Genomic DNA, 17,608 nt, shown 5'->3' on the forward strand with positions numbered 1-17,608 from the left:
CCGGCCGGCCGGGTGGTAGGCCGGTTACGGGGCGGCGACCACGGGCTGGCGCTGGGTGCCGAGGTGGGAGATGCCGAGCTCCATCACGTCGCCGGGCCGCAGGTAGATCGGCGGGTTGAAGCCCATGCCGACCCCGGGCGGGGTGCCGGTGTTGATGAGGTCGCCCGGCTCCAGCACCATGAACTGGCTCAGGTAGTGCACCACGAACGCGGGCCCGAACAGCATGGTCGCCGTCGACCCCTTCTGCCTGCGGGTGCCGTTGACGTCCAGCCACATGTCCAGCGCGCCCACGTCGGGGATCTCGTCAGGCGTGACCAGGTACGGCCCGCACGGGTTGAACGTCTCGGCCGACTTGCCCTTCACCCACTGCCCGCCACGCTCCAGCTGGAACTCCCGCTCGCTGACGTCGTTGACCACGACGTACCCGGCGATGGCGTCCAGCGCCGCCGCCTCGTCGGGGAGATACCGGCAGCGCGAGCCGATGACGATGCCCAGCTCCACCTCCCAGTCGGTCTTCACCGACCCTCGCGGCACCCGCACCTCGTCGTATGGCCCGACGAGCGTGTTGGGCGACTTGTTGAACACGATCGGCTCGGCGGGCACCTCCATCCCGCTCTCGGCCGCGTGGTCGCTGTAGTTGAGCCCGATGCACAGGATCTGGTGCGGCCGGGTGATCGGCGCCCCGATCCGCCGGCCGTCGATCGGCGTGACGGGCCGCCCCGCCACGATCCCGCGCAGCCGCTCCACCCCTCCGGACTCGAAGAACGCGGCGTCGAAGTCCGACACCACATCCGACACGTCGACATAGCCGTCCCCGGCTCGTACGGCGGGCTTCTCCGCCCCGGCGGGACCGATCCTCATCAGGTACACGACAACTCCAAGGGGTTGGAACCTACAGAAATCAGCGGGTCTCGGCGACGATGTCGCGGATCTCCGCGACCGCGGCGACCAGGTCGGCCAAGGGCGTCCGATACGCCAGGGCGCTCACGCTCACCGCTCCGCTCGGCACGACCGACGAGGTGAGGAAGGCGGGCACCGCCAGGCAGTTGACCCCCTCCTCGTTCTCCTGGTCGTCCACGGCGTACCCAAGCTCGCGGACCGTCGCCAGCTCCGCGCACAGCTCCTCCACCGCCACCTTGGTCCGCCGGGTGGGACGCGACAGCGGCCCTTCGGCGGCCCAGGCGCGGACGGCGTCGTCGTCGGGCAGCGCCCAGGCCAGCAGCACCTTCCCGACGCCGGTGTTGTGCGCGGGGTTGCGGCCTCCGACGGTGGAGCTGAGCCGCACCGCTCCCGAGGGCGAGTCGACCTTGGCGCGGTAGACGACCTCCCGCCGGTCGAGCACCGCGTAGTGGGCGGTCTCCCCGAACCGGTTGGCGAGCCGCTCCAGGGCGGGACGGATCCGCGCGTGGTCGGGCCGCGCTTCGTGGTGGGTGAAGGCCAGCCGCAGGAACTCGTCCCCCAGCAGGTAGCGCCCTCTGCCGTCCTGGATGGCGAACCCGGCCCTGCGCAGGGCGGCCAGCGCGCGGTGGACGGTCGGCTTGGGGCTGTCGAGGGCCTTGGCCATCTCCTCCAGGCCGACGCCTTCGGGCCGCTCGGCCAGCACCCGAAGCACGACGAGCACCCGGTCGGACCCGACGAGCCGCTCTTCTCCAGGCGGCGAATCCGGACTAGGCTCGATCATATTCCAAATATTAGATCAGAGTTCCGTTAATTGGAAGAAGCTCTCCGTGGCTCTCCGACCAAGGCGCCGACCTGGGCTTCCTGTTCGGCTCTGAGGCGCCCTAGGAGTGGTAGGCGCGCAGGTGGCCGCACATGCCGAGCCGGTCGGTGGGGCTGGCCGAGGAGACGGCGGCCTCGGCCAGCAGCGCGGTGCTGGCCTTGCCGAGGTGGTCCAGGCGGGTGCCGGTGAGCTCCGCCTGGGCGAGGGCCCGGTCGCGCCACAGCTCCCGCCACCGGCCCAGCCGGGGAGCCACCAGGGCCACGGCCAGCTCGTGCAGCTCGGCCAGCGCGCCCGGCCCCTCGGCGGTCACCCGGTCGCGCCAGCTCTCGTAGCCCTCGACGGCCAGGTCCCGGCGGCGGGCGGCGGCGGCCTCGTCGGCGGGCGGGGCCGCCGCTTTCGCGTACTCCTCGGCCGAGGCGAGCACCCGCGTGGGGAACGTCATGACCGCGTCGCCCGCCTCCGGCAGGCCCGCGTTCTCCATGACGACGAGGATCTCCAGCTCGCCGCGGACCCGGTGCACGGTGCCCGGGGTGAACCACAGCACGGTGCCCGGGGTCAGCGGGTGCTCGCCGTACCCCTGGGCGCTCAGCGTTTCCAGGGTGCCCTCGCCGCCGACCACGACGTACCCCTCGGTGGAGGCGGTGTGCAGGTGGGGTGAGCCACCGCAGTCGTAGGGGCGAAGGTGCGAAAGGCCTACGGCGCCGGGGAATCCGCTCATGCCTGGGACCCTACTTGAGGGCTTTGGAAAGGTTTGAGAGGGTTCGCCCGTGGCCGACACGCCTGACCCGCTCATCCTGGCCGGGCGCCCCGCGCACGAGGTGCTCGAACGCCAGACCGCCAGGCTGGCGCGCCGGCTCGTGCGCGCGTTCGCCGAGGAGATCCCGATCTACCGGCGGCTTCCCCAGGAGGAACTCGACGGCGACATCACCAGGATCACCGAGCACAACCTGCGGATGATCTCCCACATGCTCCGCGACCGCTGCCCGCCCACCAGGACCGAGCTGGCCCCGCTACGGGCCTCGGCGGCCCGGCGCGCCCAGGAGGGGGTGCCGCTGGAGGCGCTGCTCGCCGCCTACCACCTCGGCGCCCGCAAGATCTGGGAGCACCTGTTCGCCTCCGCCACCGCCGCCGACTTCGACGACGCCCTCACCGTCAACCGCCTCTTCCTGCTGTACGTCGAGTCGGTGACCGCCGCCGTCTGCTCGGCCTACGTCGAGGAACGCGAAGGCATGCTCAGCCAGGAACAGCACGCCATGCACGCGATCGCCTCGGCCCTGCTCAGCGGCGACCGCACCGCCCTGGCCGCGGTACGGCTCGCCCCCCGCTACCTGATCCTGGCCATCGCCGTCGGCCCGCACGCCGACGAACGCTCGGCCGAACCCGGCGGCGCCATCGCCGGCCGTCGCAAGATCCACCGGATTCGCGGCGCCCTCCAGCGCGAGGCCGCCGACCAGGTGCTGTCGGTCCTCGACGCGGCGGGCGGCCTGGTGCTGGTGCCGCTGCCGGGCGACGGGCTGGAGTGGGCGGCCGTCGGCGAGATGGCCGAGGCGATGGGCCGGGCGGCCGGGGCCCCGGTGTGGGCCGCCGCGGAGTTCGCCGTGCCCACCGGCGTACCGGCCGCGGCGAAGCTCGCCGAGGAGGTGCTGGAGGTGGTGCGCCTCTTCCAGCGCCCGCCGGGCGTGTACCGGCTGACCGACGTGCCGCTGGAATACCAGCTCACCCGGCCGAGCGAGGCCACCGCCGCGCTCGCCGGGCTGCTGGACCCACTGCTGGACAACCCCGACCTGCTCAGGACGCTCAAGACCTACCTGGACAGCGGCCTGGACCGGCGGCGTACGGCCGAGCGGCTGCACGTGCACCCGAACACCGTCGACTACCGGCTGCGCAGGGCGGTCAGCCTGACCGGGCTCGACCCCATGGACCCCGCGCAGCTCCAGCGCATCGGGGCGGCGCTGGCGGCCAGGCGCCAGCTCGCCCACCGGGGCTCCTCAGGCCGCGGGACCTGAGACCGGCTGCGCCGTACGCGACCTGAGCAGGAACCCGGCCGCGGCGGCGGTGAAGAACATCAGCACCCCGTAGGTGGCGGCGGGCACGGCCATCTGGTTGTTGTTCAGCAGCGTGAGCGCCACCGCGATGGACAGGGTGGCGTTGTGGATGCCGATCTCCATGCAGGAGGCGATGGCCTGGCTGCGCTCGATCTTGGCGAGGCGCGGCACCCAGTAGCCCACGGTCAGGCTGAGCACACTGAACACCAGGGTGACCAGGCCGGCCGACCGGATGTACCCGCCGAGGTTGTCCAGCTCCTGCAGCAGGACGCCGGCGATCACGACGGCCAGGATGACCGCCGAGGCGATCTTCACCGGCGTGCTCATCCGCTCGGCGAACGCGGGCAGCGCGGCCCGGACCGCCATGCCGATCGCCACCGGCACCAGCACGATCGCGACCACCTGCAGCGTCTTGTCGAACTGCAGGCCCAGCGTGCCGGAGTCGGCGGCGAAATAGGACAGCGACAGGTTGGTGACCAGCGGCAGCGTCACCACGGCCAGCACCGAGTTGATCGCGGTCAGCGTCACGTTGAGCGCGACGTCGCCGCCGAACAGGTGGCTGTAGAGGTTCGCCGTGGTACCGCCCGGCGAGGCGGCCAGCAGCATCATGCCCACGGCCAGCGCGGGCGGCAGGCCGAACAGCAGCACCAGCCCGAAGCAGACGGCGGGCAGCAGCAGGATCTGGCAGAGCAGCGCGATCAGGGTGGCCTTGGGGTAGGCGACGACGCGGCGGAAGTCGGCGACCGTCAGGCTCAGGCCGAGGCCGAACATGATGATCGCGAGGGCGATGGGAAGGAAGACTTCGGCAAGGGCCATGGGGGGCGGATCCTCGTTCCTTTGGGTGCGGGTGCACTCCAGACACACCATGGGCCACAGGGCCGAGCCTGTGAATTGGACAGGGCCGCAAACCCCGGCAGCCGGACCTGTGATCGATCACAAAGTCATTGACGGCGGAAGATCGGCGCGCCGACGATGGGCGCACCCTTCCGGATGTCGAGGTGCCGCGTGCGTGCCGTCTCCCGCCTCCTGCCCGTCTGTCTCGCCCTGGCGTTGACCGTGGTTCCGGCCCCCGCCGCCGCCGCGCCCGACGCCGTCTGCGACCCGATCGACCCCGCGGGCTGCCTGCTGCCCTTCCCCAGCGACTACTTCACCGTCGCCGACCGCGGCACCGACACCGGCCGCCGGGTCGCCTTCCCCGCCGAGGCCATGCCGGTCTCGGCGGCCGGGGTACCGATCGCGCCCGCCGAGTGGAACCGGTCCGACGGCTTCTCGCCCGGCTCCGCGCTGCTGGCCCGGGTGCCCGGCCTGGACCTGGCCAGGACGGGCGCGGCGCCGATCACCGACATCGGCAGGTCGCTGGACAGGAGCGCGCCGATCGTCCTGCTGGACACCGCGACGGGGGAGCGCTGGCCCTACTGGGCCGAACTGGACGCGAACGCGCCCGCCGACCGGCAGGCGCTGATCATCAGACCCGCCCGCAACCTGCGCGAAGGCCACCGGTACGCCGTCGCGCTGCGCGACCTCCGCGACGCCGCGGGCACCGTGATCGCGCCGAACCCGGCCTTCGCCGCCGTCGCCGGACCCCCGCTGCCACCCGGCCACGACCTGCGCGAACGCCAGCGTCAGCTCCAACCCGCGCTGTCCGCGCTGCGCCGGCGCGGCGTCGGGACCGAAGGGCTCTACCTGGCCTGGGACTTCACCGTCGCCAGCGAGCGCGGCCTGGCCGGACGCGCGCTGGCCATGCGCGACGACGCCCTGCGCGCCCTCGGCGACCGCTCACCGGCCTTCGAGGTCACCACCGTCACCGACTTCACCCCCGAACAGGACGCCCGCATCGCCCGCCGCGTTGAGGGCTCCGTCCGCGTCCCGAGCTACCTGAACCAGCCGGGCGGCCCACCCGGCTCCGGCCTCAACTACGGCCCCGCCGGGCTGCCGGCCCGCCTGCCGGGCAACGAGCAGGTCGCCCCGTTCCGCTGCGAGATCCCCCGCGTCGCCTTCGACCGCCCGGTCAGACTCTCCCTGTACGGCCACGGCCTGCTCGGCCGCCACACCGAGGTGGGCGCCGGAAACGTCAAGACCATGGCGCAGACGCACGGCTTCGCCTTCTGCGCGACCAAGTGGATCGGCATGGCCGACGAGGACATCCCCAACGTGATCTCCACCTTCACCGACATGTCCCGCTTCCACACCGTGCCCGACCGGAGCCAGCAGGGCTTCCTGAACGCCATGTTCCTCGGCCGGGCGATGCTCGCCAGGGACGGCTTCGCCGCGCACCCGGCGTTCCGCACCGCCGAGGGCCGCAAGCTGGTCGACGTCCGCAAGGGGCTGGTCTTCGACGGCAACAGCCAGGGTGGCATCCTGGGCGGCGCGCTGGTCGCCCTGTCCAAGGACATCAGGTACGGAGTGCTCGGCGTGACCGGGATGAACTACAGCACGCTGTTCAACCGCAGCTCCGACGCCGCGCCCTTCCAGGCCGCCTTCGACCGCGGCTACCCCGACCGGCTCGACCAGCAGGTCATCCTCGGCCTCATGCAGATGCTGTGGGACCGGGGCGAGGCCGCCGGCTACGCCGCGCACATGACCGGCGACCCGTACCGGGGGACGCCGCGGCACCGGGTGCTCATGCACGTCGCCTTCGGCGACCACCAGGTGGCGATGGTCAGCGCCGACGTCGAGGCGCGTACCGTCGGCGCCCGGGTGCTGGCCCCGGCGCTCGCGCAGGGGCGCAGCCCGGACGTCGTGCCGTACTGGGGGATTCCGGAGATTCGCGGGCGGGCGCACGCCGGGTCGGCGATGGTGGTCTGGGACAGCGGCACGCCCGTGCCGCCGCTCACCAACACCCCGCCCACGCAGGGCGAGGACCCGCACGAGGACCCGCGCCGGACCCCGGCCGCGCAGTTGCAGAAATCCGTCTTCCTCAAGACCGGGGTGGTGATCGACGTGTGCGGCCGTGCGCCGTGCGCCGCCGACCCGCGCTGACCGGCGTTACCGTGGGCCGGTGGGATGGCTGGAGCCGCTGGGCGGCGGGAACGACGGGCCGGGCGTCACGGCGCTCAGCGTCCTGGCGCTGCTCGCCGCCGCGCCCGCCTGGGACGTGGCCGAGGGACGCCACCAGCCGGCCTGGCTCGCCTGGCTGGTGCTGGCCGCCGCGACCGTGCTGTACCTCGCCGCGATCCGCCTGGCCTTCGCCGAGCGCAGGGGACCGGCCACGGCGCTGCTCGCGCTGCTGGTCGTCGTGGTCGCGCTCGCCTGCCTCGCCTACGGCGGCTCGTGGTTCTACCTGTTCCCCGTCGCCGGCGTCGCGGTGGCCGTCGTCCTGACCGGGCGGCGGGCCGTCCGGGCGCTGGCCGCCGTGACCGCGCTCGCCGGTCTGCTGGTGTGGCGCGACGGCGGCGGCCTGAGCGCGGTGCTCGCCTTCGGCTGGGGCACCTTCGGCGCGGGCGTCGTCATCGCCGTGATCCTGCACCTGTACGCCGTGGTCGGCGAGCTCGAACGCACCAGGGAACGACTCGCCGAGGCCGCCGTCGCCGAGGAGCGGCTGCGCTTCTCCCGCGACCTGCACGACCTGCTCGGCCACACGCTCTCGGTGATGGTGGTCAAGGCCGAGGTCGCCCGCCGGGTCGCGGACCGCTCCCCGGAGGAGGCAGGGCGGCAGGCCACCGACATCGAGCGGCTCGGCAGGACCGCGCTCGCCGAGGTCCGCGCGGCCGTCACCGGCTACCGGGGCCGCGGGCTGGCCGCCGAACTGGACACCGCCCGCGCCACGCTGCCCGACGCGGGCGTCCAGGTGACCGTCCAGGTCGCAGAGGTACGGCCCGCGCCCGAGGTCGACGCGCTGCTCGGCTGGGCGGTCAGGGAGGCGACGACCAACGTGCTCCGGCACAGCGACGCCACGGAGTGCCGCATCTCGCTGGCCGTACGCGAGGATGGGCCGGTGCTGGTTCTGGAGATCGAGGACGACGGGCCCGCGCGCGAGGCGGGCGGCGGCGCGGGCCACGGGCTCGACGGCCTGGCCGAGCGGGTCGCCGCCGCGGGCGGCAGCCTGGTGTACGGCCCGACCCCGCGCGGCGGCTTCCTGGTCAGGGCCGTCGTTTGATGATCAGGGTGCTGCTGGCCGAGGACCAGGGCATGATGCGCGGCGCGCTCGCCCTGCTGCTCGGCATGGAGGACGACATCGAGGTGGTCGCCCAGGTCGCGACCGGCGACGAGGTGGTGGCCGCGGCGCTGGCGGCGCGCCCCGACGTGGCGCTGCTCGACATCGAGATGCCCGGCCGCGACGGCCTGCGGGCCGCCGCCGACCTGCGCGAGGCGCTGCCGTCGTGCCGGGTGGTGATCCTGACGACCTTCGGCCGCCCCGGCTACCTGCGGCGGGCCATGGAGGCGGGGGCGGTGGGGTTCCTGGTGAAGGACGCGCCCGTGGAGCGGCTCGCCTCCGACGTGCGCCGGGTGCTCGCCGGAGAGAAGGTCGTCGACCCGGCCCTGGCCGCCGCCGCGCTGAGCACGGGCGCCAACCCGCTCACCGCGCGGGAGCGCGAGGTGCTGGCCGCCGCCGCGGACGGCGCCACCGTCGCCGACCTCGCCGCCCGCCTGCACCTGTCGGAGAGCACGGTACGCAACCACCTGTCCATGGCGATCGGCAAGACCGGCACCCGCAACCGCATCGAGGCCGCCAGAACCGCGCGGCACAACGGCTGGCTGTGAGCCACCCGCCCACCAGGCACAACGGCCGGGAGGGGACCCGAATAGGTCTTGCCGGGGCAATACATGGAAGAGTTCGCACCATGGCTGAAGTGATCACCTTTGGTGAGGCGATGGTGCTGATGTACGGCGAGCGCGGCCTGCCGCTCGCCGAGGCGACCTCCTTCACCCGGTCGGTGGCCGGGGCGGAGGCCAACGTGTCGGTCGGGCTGGCCCGGCTGGGACACGACGTGGCATGGTTCGGCAGGGTGGGCGACGACCCGTTCGGGAGGGTGGTGCTCAACACCCTCCGCGGCGAGGGCGTGGACGTCTCGCGCGCCCGGGTCGACCCCGACGCGCCGACCGGGCTGCTGGTCAGGGACTGCCTGGCGGAGCGGCGCATCTCGGTGGCCTACTACCGGGCCGGGTCGGCCGGAAGCCGCCTCGACGCGGCCGACGTCGACCACGACTGGATCGGCGGGGCGAAGCTGCTGCATGTCACCGGCATCACCGCCGCGCTGTCGGAGTCGGCGCGGCAGGCCACGCACGCGGCGGTCGCCGCGGCGAAGGCGGCCGGAGTACCCGTCTGCCTCGATCCGAACCTGCGCTTCAAGCTGGCGTCGGCCGAGCGGTGGCGGGAGCTGATCGAGGAGCTGGCCGTGCACGCCGACCTGGTGCTCACCGGGGACGAGGAGACCTCGGTGATCGCGGGGGAGGAGGGGGAGCGCTGGTTCTTCGAGCGGGGAGCCGGTCTGGTCGTGACCAAGCTCGGCGCTCGGGGGGCGAAGGCCACCGACGGGCGGTCCTCCTGGGAGGTGCCCGTGTGGCCGGTCACGGCCGTGGACTCGGTGGGGGCGGGCGACGCTTTCGCGGCCGGGTTCCTGTCGGGGTGGCTGCGGGAGCTTCCGGTTCCCGAGGCGCTGCGGGTGGGGGCCCGGGTGGCGGCGTTCGTGGTGGGCACGCCTGGGGATCAGAGCGGCTTGCCGTACCTCTCCGAGATTTCGGGTGGGGCCGACGTCGACCGGTGAGGTGCGGTTTCGCCGGCCGTGCGCTGAAGGCTCTCACAGGCACGGGTTGGTGCTGCTGTCCACGACCTTCCCCTTGAGCGAGTCAGGGATCGCGGACGCGACCCGGACCCCGGGCCAGTCGGTGCCGATGACCAACTGCACGACGGGACCGGTGGGCGCCTGCGCCTTGGGGGTACGGGCTTCGAGGGTGAGCGGCCTGATCTTGCCCGCCGTGGGGGTGCGCTTGTCCTTGGACAGCCTGGCCGCCACGGTGCCGGCGTACGCGGCCCCCTCGGCGTCCTTCTTGCCGTAGCGGATCGCGGTGACCTCGGTCGGGGCGACGTTGCCGACGTGGGTCACCACGAAACCCTGCGCGGTCAGCTCGTCGGCCACCTGGGTGGCCCTGCCCCCTTCGCCGGAGCCGTTGAAGACCTGCACCCGGACCTGCTCGTGCGTGATCTTCGGCGCGGCGGAGGCCGAGGCGGTCGGCGTGGTGGAGACCTCGACGTCGTCACGGATCCGGTCGAAGAACTGGCGGGCCTCGGGCTCCTTGAACTGGACCCTGTTCTTGTCCGCCGGATACGCCTCGACGGGCACGGTGATGCCCTTGAGCTCCTTGGCGGTCAGGCCCTTGACACTGGTGGCGATGTCCAGCATCCGGGAGAGCGTGAGACCCCGGTCCACGGTCACCGCGGAGGTCGCCGCCTTGAGGAAGCCGTCCAGCTTGTCCGGCTCGGTGAGCAGTCCGCCGTCGGTGACCTTCTCCAGCACCTTGGACACGAAGACCTGCTGGCGCTGGATCCGGCTCAGGTCGCTGCCGTCGCCGAGCTTGTACCGGGTGCGCACATAGCCCAGCGCCTGCTCGCCGTTCACGACGTGCTTGCCCGGCCCCAGGACGAACTTCGCCTTGGGGTCGTCGACCCCTTTGGGCAGGCAGATCTCGATGCCGCCGATGTTGTCGACGATGCCTTTGAAGCCGGTGAAGTCGACCTTCACGAAATGGTTGATGTGAATGTCGGTCACCGCCTCGATCGTCTTGATCGCGCACGCGGCCCCGCCGTCGTTGAAGGCGCTGTTGATCTGCCGCAGCCCTGCGGCGATCACCCCGCCGCCCGGCCGGTCGCACTGCGGCATGGACACCATGGCGTCACGCGGGAAGCTGATCACGATCGCCTTGTCCCGGTCGGGCGAGATGTGCAGCATCATGAGCGTGTCGCTGCGTTCGCCCAGTCCCTGGGACTTCGCGCCGTACCGCTTGTTGTTGCCCTCGCGGGAGTCCGACCCGATGAGCAGGACGTTGAGGGCGCCCGTCTCCGGGGGGCGGTCGGTTCCCAGGCCCGCGTCGACGTCCTCGCGCTTGATCCTCTCGTCGAGCGCGCGGTAGTAGAAGTAGCCCGTCAGGCTGGCTGCCACGAGGACGCAGGCCGTGGTGACGCTCACCCAGCCGAGCACGCCTAAGCGGCCCCGCCGTACACCCCGCGCGGACCGCGGCCCGGCTGGGCCGCGGTCGAAGCCGGCAGGGGCGTCATGGCGGTCTCCGGTCGCGACTCCTCCGCGAGGGCTGTCCACTTCGGTCACACTCGCCCCACGTTCTACTCCTCGCTTAGCGATCGATCGCACAGCATAGTGCGCGTCAGCTGGGGGGATCTTGAAGTGTCGTCAACCGAAGTGGCGGAGATCGTTTTGAGGGCGAGGGAGCGCAGCGGGGCGATGCGGGCGCGGGCGGTGGGGTGGTAGGCGGCGTTGGTGCAGATGACCAGGTAGCGGCCGTCTTCCGGGGCCAGGAAGAGGCTGGTGCCGGTGAAACCGTGGTGGAAGGCGGTACGGCCGCCGGCGGCGAGGATCCAGGCGAGCCCGCGGTCCAGGCCGGGTTTGATGGCGGCCTGCCGTACCAGGCTGGCGCGCAGCCATTCGCCGAGCGGGGCGCCCGAGGCGTAGGCGGCCAGCAGGTGTTCGGCGTAGGTGGCGAGGTCGGCGGGGGTGGAGAAGACTCCGGCGTGCCCGGCGACGCCGCCCAGGATCGCGGCGCTGTCGTCGTGGACGACGCCCCAGACTCTGGGGGCGCCGGGGATGCGCTGCTCGGTGGGGGCCACCCGGTGGCTGCGGGTGACGGGGCTGAACACGGTCGAGTTCATCCCCAGCTCCCGCCACAGGCGGTCGGCCAGATGGTCCAGCGAGGAGCCGCGCAGGTACGGCAGCGCCAGGCCGAGGAGGATGTAGCCGCGGCTGATGTACCGGTGCCGGCCGGGGGTGTCCTCCAGCGGCTCGCGGCAGAGGAGTTCGTGCAGTGGCGCGTCCGCTCCCCGGTAGTGGTCCAGGCGGGTGGCGACGCGCAGGCCCGCGGTGTGGGCGAGCAACTGGCGGACGGTCGCCTCGCCGCTGGGGGCTTCGCCGTTGATCGGGGGGAGGAAGTCGCGTACCGGGGCGTCGAGTTCGAGCAGACCGGCGTCCAGTGCCTGGCCGACGAGGGGCCAGGTGGCGATGACCTTCGTCAGGGAGGCGACGTCGTACATGGTGTGCTCGGTGGGGGTGAGATCGCCGTGCTCGGGGGCGACGGTGCCCGCGGTCAGGACCTGCCGGTCGGCGCCGAGGGATCCGCAGACGACGACCCCGCCGGGGGTGACGCCGTCGGCCACCACCTCGGTCAGGGTCTCGGCGAGGCGGGCTGTGTCTTCGGAGGTGAACGGTACGGGTGTCAAGGTGCCTCCGCGTCGACGCTGATGTCGGCCGCCCGCGTGGTGGCGGCGGCAGGCGGCCGGAGCCGCACCTGGGGTGGTACATCTCTCGGATCGTAGGCCCCACGCCGAACGCGAAGCCGATCAGCGTGTCCGGGGACCATGCGCGTCCACACGGCGACGGTCAGTGACTAGGCTGCGGCAGATGGACGACGAAGCCCAGTTCGCCGCGCGGCTGCGCGCGGCCCTGGTCGACCGGCTGCGCGACCAGGGGGCGATCCGCGACGACCGGGTGGCCGAAGCCTTCGCCACGGTGCCCCGGCACGTGTTCGTCCCGGGGGAGTCCCTGGAGACGGCGTACGCCGACGAGGTCGTGGTCACCAAGCGAGACCGGCGCGGCATCGTCGTCAGCTCGGTGTCCGCGCCGCAGATCCAGGCCGTGATGCTGGAACAGGCCAGGCTCGCCCCTGGCATGCGGGCGCTGGAGATCGGTTCCGGCGGCTACAACGCGGCACTGATGGCGGAACTGGTCGGCGAGGAGGGCGAGGTCACCTCGGTCGACATCGACCCGGAGGTGATCGACCGGGCGCGCCGCTGCCTCGCCGAGGCCGGATACGCGCGCGTGCGCGCCGTACTGGCGGACGCCGAGGACGGCGTGCCGGAGCACGCCCCCTACGACCGGGTGATCGTCACCGTCGCCGCCTGGGACATCCCGCCGGCCTGGGTGGACCAGCTCGCCGAGGACGGGAGCATCACCGTCCCGCTGCGGATGTGCGGGCTGACCCGGTCGATCGCCTTCGCGCGGGACGGCGGGCGGCTGGTCGGCGAGTCGGTCGAGCCGTGCGGATTCGTCGCGATGCAGGGGTCCGGAGCGCACGCGGAGCGCCTGCTGTTCCTGCGGGACCGGGAGGTCGTCCTGCTGTTCGACGAGGGCCTGCCGGATGAGCCCGAGTCGCTGGACGGCGTCCTGGACCTCCCGAGAGCGGAGGCGTGGTCGGGGGTGATGGTGGGTGGCGTGGAGCCGTTCGACACGCTGCACCTGTGGCTGGCGACAGCCCTGCCCGGCTTCTGCCTCCTCGCCGTGGACCCGCTGCTCGACAGCGGCGTCGTCAGCCCGGCCAACCGCCAGGCCTGCGCCGCCGTGGTCGACGTCGGCGCGTTCGCCTACCTCACCGTGCGGCGGGTGAGCGGAAGGGGCCGGTCGAGGTACGAGTTCGGCGTGTACGCCCACGGACGGGACGCGGACGGCCTCGCGGACCGGATGGCCGAGCAGATCGGCCACTGGGACCGCCGCCACCGCTCCGGACCCGGACCGCGCATCACCGCCTACCCGGCGGGCACGCCCGACGAGCGGCTGCCCGGCGGGCAGGTCGTCGACAAGCGGCACACCCGGCTCGTCATCACCTGGCCCTGACCAGAGCGCTCAGGCCAGGACGCGGAGAGCCGCCTTCACCCGCGGGTCGACCGGATGGTCGTAAGGGATCCGGCCCACCGTGGCCTCGACGAACAGCGGGTAGGTCAGCTCCTGGGTCACCCCGTTCACGTGCACCCACACCTGCTCCCCCTCCACCTCCACCTGGGCGTCGCTGCCCGTCTCGGCCAGCACGTGGATGCCCACCTGCACACGCCACCAGATGCGGCCGTCCTGCTCCTCGGCGGAGACCGGAGCGCTCACGTCGTCGGCGTGCGTAGCGAGCTCGGAGTCGTAGTGGAAGGTCTGCAACCCCACCGGGTACGGCCCCGCGGACGTCTCCAGCAGGGCGTCGGCGCCCAGGGCGCGCATGCGGGCACGGGTCTCGCCGTTCCGGTCGCGCCATTCGGCGAGCACCTCGTCCACGGGCAGGTCGCGGCGTTGCCGTACGCACCACTCGTTGAAAGCCTCGTAGCCGGACACGCCCTCGCGATCCAGCAGGGTGTTGAATCCGGTGAGGTCGTCGTCCAGGCAGGCGTGGTTGTACAGCTCCTCGCCCGCGAGATGGGCGAGGACGTCGCGCACCGACCAGCCCGCGCACCTGGACTGCCGGGCCCAGCCCTCCTCGTCGAGCGAGGCGAAGAAGCGGTCGAGCCTGGCGGCCTCGGTGTCGAAGATGTCGAACGGGTCGAACTCTTTCAGCATGTGTCCACTGGTACCCGGGCGGGCGGTGCTTCACGCCGGGGCCGTGACCTGCGACTTCACCTCGGCGCAGGGGCCAGGTCGATCTGGTACCTGAGGAAGCCCCGGTTCTCCGCCACCTTGTCGTACAGGCGGCGGGCCGTGGCGTTCGACTCGTGGGTGTTCCAGTAGACGCGGAAGCAGCCCTGGGCGCGAGCCCGGTCGGTCACGGCGGCGATCAGCGCGCGGGCCACGCCCCTGCCGCGCACGTCCGGAGCGGTGAACAGGTCCTGCAGGTAGCAGACGTCGGCGTCGGGCGACGAGGTGCTGGGGTGGACGAGGAAGTGGGTGATGCCGACGAGCCTGCCGTCCAGCCGCGCCCCGAGGGCGTGCATCCGGGTGCCCGCCTGGAACTCCTGCCACGCCCTGGCGTACATCTCGTCCGGCTCGGAGCGCTGGTAGAAGTCGATGTAGGCGCGGAACAACCCTTCCCAGGCGGCTCTGTCGGAGGGGTGGAGTTCGTCGATGCTGACCATGCGGGCAACCTTAGGGACAAGTGGCCCGGCGTAGTACTGCCACTTTTGGGAGAAAGCGGGATACCACTTCGTCAGTCGACGTAGCCGCCCAGGTCGGTCTTGAGCCTGCTGTACTCCTGGGCGCAGCCGGGGGCGCGGTCGGCGGGCAGCCAGCCGGCCGAGGCGATGCGGCCGTGCGCCTTCGGGGAGGCGCCGTAGAGGTGGCAGGCGAAGGTCGCGGACTCGGTGGGGCCGCCCAGGTGGTGCAGCGGGGCGTTGGAGCCCAGCAGGTGACGGGCCTCGGCGGCGGCGATCACGGTCTTGGGCTGCCTGCCGTACTCGGCGGTGAGGGTGAGGGCGGCGAAGCGGTCGGGGAGGGCTTCGGCGGAGGGGGAGCGCATGCCGTACAGGGAGGTGGCGGCGTGGCCGAGTTGGTGGTGGAAGAGTACGGCGAGGGCGGCGTCGACGCGGGTGTCGTGCCTGCGGTCCAGGGTCTCCTCCGTCTCGGCGATGCCGGTCAGCGTCTTCGAGAGCTGTTTGACCAGCTCGTAGCAGAAGGTGATCCGGCGCCGCTCGTGGTCCCAGGAGGCCTTGGGAGCGCCGCAGTCCTTGGCGACGACGGTGACCTTGTCCGGCAGCCGCAGCCTGGTGCGCAGGACGCCGCTCTCGCGCAGCAGCAGGGCGGCCTTGGCCGTGCTGCTCGATCCGGGGCGTTCGTAGCGGACCTGCACCGGGTCGCCGGTGGCCGCCTGCGCGGGCAGGCCCAGCACCAGGGCGGTCGATCCGGCGAGCAGGTGGTGCAGCATGCGGTCTCCTCTGTTCGATCGGGAACGGGGCTATCCATGCAACGGTTCCGAGATCGTCAAACGCGTGAAGACGCGTTTACCCAAAGATTTCCGGGTCATGCCGGGAGGCGGAAACGGCCGAAGCCCGGCCGCCTGAGGGCGGGCCGGGCTTCGGTGGTGACGCTGATCAGTGGCGGTAGCCACGGTAGACGCGCACCCAGTCGTGACGGCTCTCCGAGGCGTTGGTGTCCTCGTCGCCTTCGTACACGGCCTTGAACGTGCCGCTCTTCCAGGCCTTGGTCCTGGTCACGAAGTTGCCGCGACGGTCGGTGTCGGCGTCGGCGACCCACTTCCAGCCGCTGGAGCCACTGGCGCGGAAGTAGATGCCCACCTCGGCGTCGTCGTAGCCGGACCAGTGGTGGTCCTCGTCAACCTGAAGCCTGCCCTTGAACCAGAGCGACTTGCCCTTGCGGACCGGGTCGGGGCTGGCGCGGAAGCGGCTGATCCGGGTGTCGGCCTTGCCCTGCTCCTCCTCGACGGCGAAGTAGGCCTTGTCGGTGTCGCTCTTCTTGTCCTTGTCGTAGGCGGTGGCGGTGGCCCGCCACTTGCCCACCGGGTCTCCGGCGCTGAACGGCACCGTGAAGATCCAGTGCTCGCCCTTGTGGTCGACCTTGACGTCCTTCGCCACGAGCGTGCGCGGCTGGTCGCCGGTCGGCCTGACCAGGAGTTCGACCTTCTCGGCCGCCTCGGAGGCGACCACGTCGAACCTGGCGGTGGTCACACCGTTCTTGGTGATGATGACCGGGTTCGGGTTGATGTCCTCGATCTGTACGTCGAGGGTGGCGCGGGAGGCCGTGGCCGAGGCCGAGCCACCCGAGATGAGCAGTGCGCCACCCATGGCGGCGGCGAGAACTCCTGCTGCGATCTTCTTCATGAGGGTGCTGATTCCTCTCCCCGTATCGATGGTTTCGGCGCGGGATCGCCGAGCCCGTCTAACAGTTAGAGGCACCATACGGGGAAAAGGTTGACTCAAGATACGGAAAAGTTTTGATCACAAAGCCGACATGTACGTGACCAGCGAGTTTCCTGTGAAAATTTATGACTCGATAGAGTTCATCCCATGACCGACGTCTACACCCTCGGCGAGCCCTTGGGAGTGGTGTCCAGCGGCAGGCTCCGTCACGACAGTGAGGCCAGGCTGGACGTGGGTGGGCCCGAGCTGAACCTGGCGATCGGCCTGGCCAGGCTGGGGCACGCGGTGAGCTATCTGGGCAAAGTGGGCGCCGACGAACTCGGCGTCAGAATCCTGACCGTCCTGCGCGGCGAGGGAGTCGACGTCTCCGACGTCAGGATCGACGAGAGCGCGCCCACGGGATTGTTACTCAAGGAATCGCGAATCGGTCATGTGAGCAGGGTCACTCATTACCGCACGGATTCGGCGGGCTCCCGACTTTCTCCCGGGAACGTGCCCATCGACCGGATCGCGGCCGCGAAAGTCCTGCACCTCAGCGGGATCACCGCCGCGCTTGGCCGCGATCCGCGCGACGCGGTGCACGCGGCGATCCGGGCGGCCCGTACGGCCGGCGTGATGATCTCCTTCGCCGTCGACTACCGGGCCGACCTCTGGCCGTCGCTGGGCGAGGCCCAGGAGGTGCTCGGCGAGCTGGCCGGCTACTCCCATCTGCTGTTCGCCGGGCAGGACGAGCTCGACCTGGTCAAGCCGGCGCTGATGCCGGAGCGCGAGGTGGTGGTGACCCGGGGCGCGAAGGGGGCGAGCGTGCGGGCCGACCGGATGCGCTACGACGCGCCGAGCGTGCTGGTGCCCGTGGTCGACACGATGGGAGCGGGGGAGGCGTTCGTCGCCGGGTACCTCAGCGCGGCGCTGGACGGGCTGACCCCGCAGGAGCGGCTGAGCAGGGCCACGCTGCTCGGCGCGTTCGCGGTGACCAGCGCCAGCGACTGGCAGGGCCTGCCCACTCGCGCCGAACTGCCTCTGCTCGCCCCATGAGAGAAAAATTCTGACTTGTTCGCGCAAAAAATGTCTGGGACGTGCCCGCTGCTGGGTGAGGACGCTGATATATCCACGCAAATC

The 17,608-nt window shown here is 71.8% G+C and carries 17 protein-coding genes; 7 read left to right on the forward strand and 10 right to left on the reverse strand.

What is annotated here, in order from left to right; all coding sequences use genetic code 11:
• Window positions 1-24 precede the first annotated feature (24 nt).
• The 3 genes from ABZ911_RS03100 to ABZ911_RS03110 form a co-directional block, all read right to left on the reverse strand.
• A complete protein-coding gene (locus ABZ911_RS03100) occupies window positions 25-870 on the reverse strand; it encodes a fumarylacetoacetate hydrolase family protein (RefSeq protein ID WP_358051166.1) in 846 nt (281 codons plus the stop codon).
• Window positions 871-901: 31 nt separating this feature from the next.
• Window positions 902-1,681 (reverse strand): IclR family transcriptional regulator, encoded by a 780-nt coding sequence (locus ABZ911_RS03105; protein ID WP_358051169.1) that lies wholly within the window; start codon window positions 1,679-1,681, stop codon window positions 902-904.
• A gap of 100 nt (window positions 1,682-1,781) precedes the next feature.
• A complete protein-coding gene (locus ABZ911_RS03110) occupies window positions 1,782-2,438 on the reverse strand; it encodes a cupin domain-containing protein (RefSeq protein ID WP_358051171.1) in 657 nt (218 codons plus the stop codon).
• Between the two features lie 49 nt (window positions 2,439-2,487).
• Here ABZ911_RS03110 and ABZ911_RS03115 point away from each other — a divergent pair, with 49 nt between their 5' ends.
• A complete protein-coding gene (locus ABZ911_RS03115; RefSeq protein WP_358051174.1) occupies window positions 2,488-3,726 on the forward strand; it encodes a helix-turn-helix domain-containing protein in 1,239 nt (412 codons plus the stop codon).
• Here the strand turns inward: ABZ911_RS03115 and ABZ911_RS03120 are convergent.
• Window positions 3,709-4,581 (reverse strand): bile acid:sodium symporter family protein, encoded by an 873-nt coding sequence (locus ABZ911_RS03120; protein ID WP_358051177.1) that lies wholly within the window; start codon window positions 4,579-4,581, stop codon window positions 3,709-3,711. The two genes, ABZ911_RS03115 and ABZ911_RS03120, sit on opposite strands and share 18 nt — an antisense overlap.
• A gap of 189 nt (window positions 4,582-4,770) precedes the next feature.
• Between ABZ911_RS03120 and ABZ911_RS03125 the strand changes: the two genes are divergently transcribed.
• The 4 genes from ABZ911_RS03125 to ABZ911_RS03140 all read left to right on the forward strand — a co-directional run bounded on the left by ABZ911_RS03125 (window position 4,771) and on the right by ABZ911_RS03140 (window position 9,470).
• The gene (locus ABZ911_RS03125; RefSeq protein ID WP_358051180.1) at window positions 4,771-6,744 is read left to right on the forward strand and encodes a hypothetical protein; all 1,974 of its coding nucleotides are present in this window, start codon (window positions 4,771-4,773) and stop codon (window positions 6,742-6,744) included.
• Window positions 6,745-6,763: 19 nt separating this feature from the next.
• Complete coding sequence (locus tag ABZ911_RS03130) at window positions 6,764-7,861, forward strand: histidine kinase (protein ID WP_358051183.1); 1,098 nt, start codon at window positions 6,764-6,766, stop codon at window positions 7,859-7,861.
• Window positions 7,861-8,466: a response regulator transcription factor gene (locus tag ABZ911_RS03135; protein ID WP_358051186.1), complete on the forward strand. Its 606-nt coding sequence runs from the start codon at window positions 7,861-7,863 to the stop codon at window positions 8,464-8,466. Before ABZ911_RS03130 ends, ABZ911_RS03135 begins: the two co-directional genes overlap by 1 nt.
• Window positions 8,467-8,546: 80 nt before the next feature.
• On the forward strand, window positions 8,547-9,470 hold the full coding sequence (locus ABZ911_RS03140) for a sugar kinase (RefSeq protein ID WP_358051189.1): 924 nt from the start codon (window positions 8,547-8,549) through the stop codon (window positions 9,468-9,470).
• A 33-nt stretch (window positions 9,471-9,503) separates the two neighbouring features.
• Here ABZ911_RS03140 and ABZ911_RS03145 read toward each other — a convergent pair whose 3' ends face one another.
• Together ABZ911_RS03145 and ABZ911_RS03150 are read right to left on the reverse strand one after the other, a co-directional pair.
• Window positions 9,504-10,889: an LCP family protein gene (locus ABZ911_RS03145; protein ID WP_358051192.1), complete on the reverse strand. Its 1,386-nt coding sequence runs from the start codon at window positions 10,887-10,889 to the stop codon at window positions 9,504-9,506.
• A 152-nt stretch (window positions 10,890-11,041) separates the two neighbouring features.
• Entirely contained in the window at window positions 11,042-12,148 is a 1,107-nt protein-coding gene (locus ABZ911_RS03150) for a serine hydrolase domain-containing protein (protein WP_358051195.1), read from the reverse strand.
• A 181-nt stretch (window positions 12,149-12,329) separates the two neighbouring features.
• On the opposite strand from ABZ911_RS03150, the gene fxlM reads away from it, so the two are divergent.
• On the forward strand, window positions 12,330-13,538 hold the full coding sequence (gene fxlM, locus ABZ911_RS03155) for a methyltransferase, FxLD system (RefSeq protein WP_358051198.1): 1,209 nt from the start codon (window positions 12,330-12,332) through the stop codon (window positions 13,536-13,538).
• A gap of 9 nt (window positions 13,539-13,547) precedes the next feature.
• Here fxlM and ABZ911_RS03160 read toward each other — a convergent pair whose 3' ends face one another.
• The 4 genes from ABZ911_RS03160 to ABZ911_RS03175 all read right to left on the reverse strand — a co-directional run bounded on the left by ABZ911_RS03160 (window position 13,548) and on the right by ABZ911_RS03175 (window position 16,450).
• Window positions 13,548-14,240: a maleylpyruvate isomerase family mycothiol-dependent enzyme gene (locus ABZ911_RS03160; protein WP_358051201.1), complete on the reverse strand. Its 693-nt coding sequence runs from the start codon at window positions 14,238-14,240 to the stop codon at window positions 13,548-13,550.
• 56 nt (window positions 14,241-14,296) lie between these two features.
• Window positions 14,297-14,752 (reverse strand): GNAT family N-acetyltransferase, encoded by a 456-nt coding sequence (locus tag ABZ911_RS03165; protein ID WP_358051204.1) that lies wholly within the window; start codon window positions 14,750-14,752, stop codon window positions 14,297-14,299.
• Between the two features lie 71 nt (window positions 14,753-14,823).
• A complete protein-coding gene (locus ABZ911_RS03170) occupies window positions 14,824-15,537 on the reverse strand; it encodes a DUF4344 domain-containing metallopeptidase (RefSeq protein WP_358051207.1) in 714 nt (237 codons plus the stop codon).
• A 166-nt stretch (window positions 15,538-15,703) separates the two neighbouring features.
• Window positions 15,704-16,450, reverse strand: coding sequence for a hypothetical protein (locus tag ABZ911_RS03175; RefSeq protein WP_358051210.1), 747 nt, complete (start codon window positions 16,448-16,450; stop codon window positions 15,704-15,706).
• Window positions 16,451-16,636: 186 nt separating this feature from the next.
• Here ABZ911_RS03175 and ABZ911_RS03180 point away from each other — a divergent pair, with 186 nt between their 5' ends.
• Entirely contained in the window at window positions 16,637-17,524 is an 888-nt protein-coding gene (locus tag ABZ911_RS03180) for a sugar kinase (protein ID WP_358051212.1), read from the forward strand.
• Window positions 17,525-17,608: the final 84 nt, after the last annotated feature.

The organism is Nonomuraea sp. NPDC046570 (genome assembly GCF_040645915.1).
Lineage (GTDB): Bacteria > Actinomycetota > Actinomycetes > Streptosporangiales > Streptosporangiaceae > Nonomuraea.

Excerpts from the sequence above, each read along its gene's own strand:
- ABZ911_RS03105 (WP_358051169.1), bottom strand. The coding sequence starts at position 1,681 with ATGATCGAGCCTAGTCCGGATTCGCCGCCTGGAGAAGAGCGGCTCGTC.
- ABZ911_RS03110 (WP_358051171.1), bottom strand. The coding sequence starts at position 2,438 with ATGAGCGGATTCCCCGGCGCCGTAGGCCTTTCGCACCTTCGCCCCTAC.
- ABZ911_RS03120 (WP_358051177.1), bottom strand. The coding sequence starts at position 4,581 with ATGGCCCTTGCCGAAGTCTTCCTTCCCATCGCCCTCGCGATCATCATG.
- ABZ911_RS03135 (WP_358051186.1), top strand. The coding sequence starts at position 7,861 with ATGATCAGGGTGCTGCTGGCCGAGGACCAGGGCATGATGCGCGGCGCG.
- ABZ911_RS03140 (WP_358051189.1), top strand. The coding sequence starts at position 8,547 with ATGGCTGAAGTGATCACCTTTGGTGAGGCGATGGTGCTGATGTACGGC.
- fxlM (WP_358051198.1), top strand. The coding sequence starts at position 12,330 with ATGGACGACGAAGCCCAGTTCGCCGCGCGGCTGCGCGCGGCCCTGGTC.
- ABZ911_RS03160 (WP_358051201.1), bottom strand. The coding sequence starts at position 14,240 with ATGCTGAAAGAGTTCGACCCGTTCGACATCTTCGACACCGAGGCCGCC.
- ABZ911_RS03165 (WP_358051204.1), bottom strand. The coding sequence starts at position 14,752 with ATGGTCAGCATCGACGAACTCCACCCCTCCGACAGAGCCGCCTGGGAA.
- ABZ911_RS03170 (WP_358051207.1), bottom strand. The coding sequence starts at position 15,537 with ATGCTGCACCACCTGCTCGCCGGATCGACCGCCCTGGTGCTGGGCCTG.
- ABZ911_RS03175 (WP_358051210.1), bottom strand. The coding sequence starts at position 16,450 with ATGAAGAAGATCGCAGCAGGAGTTCTCGCCGCCGCCATGGGTGGCGCA.
- ABZ911_RS03180 (WP_358051212.1), top strand. The coding sequence starts at position 16,637 with ATGACCGACGTCTACACCCTCGGCGAGCCCTTGGGAGTGGTGTCCAGC.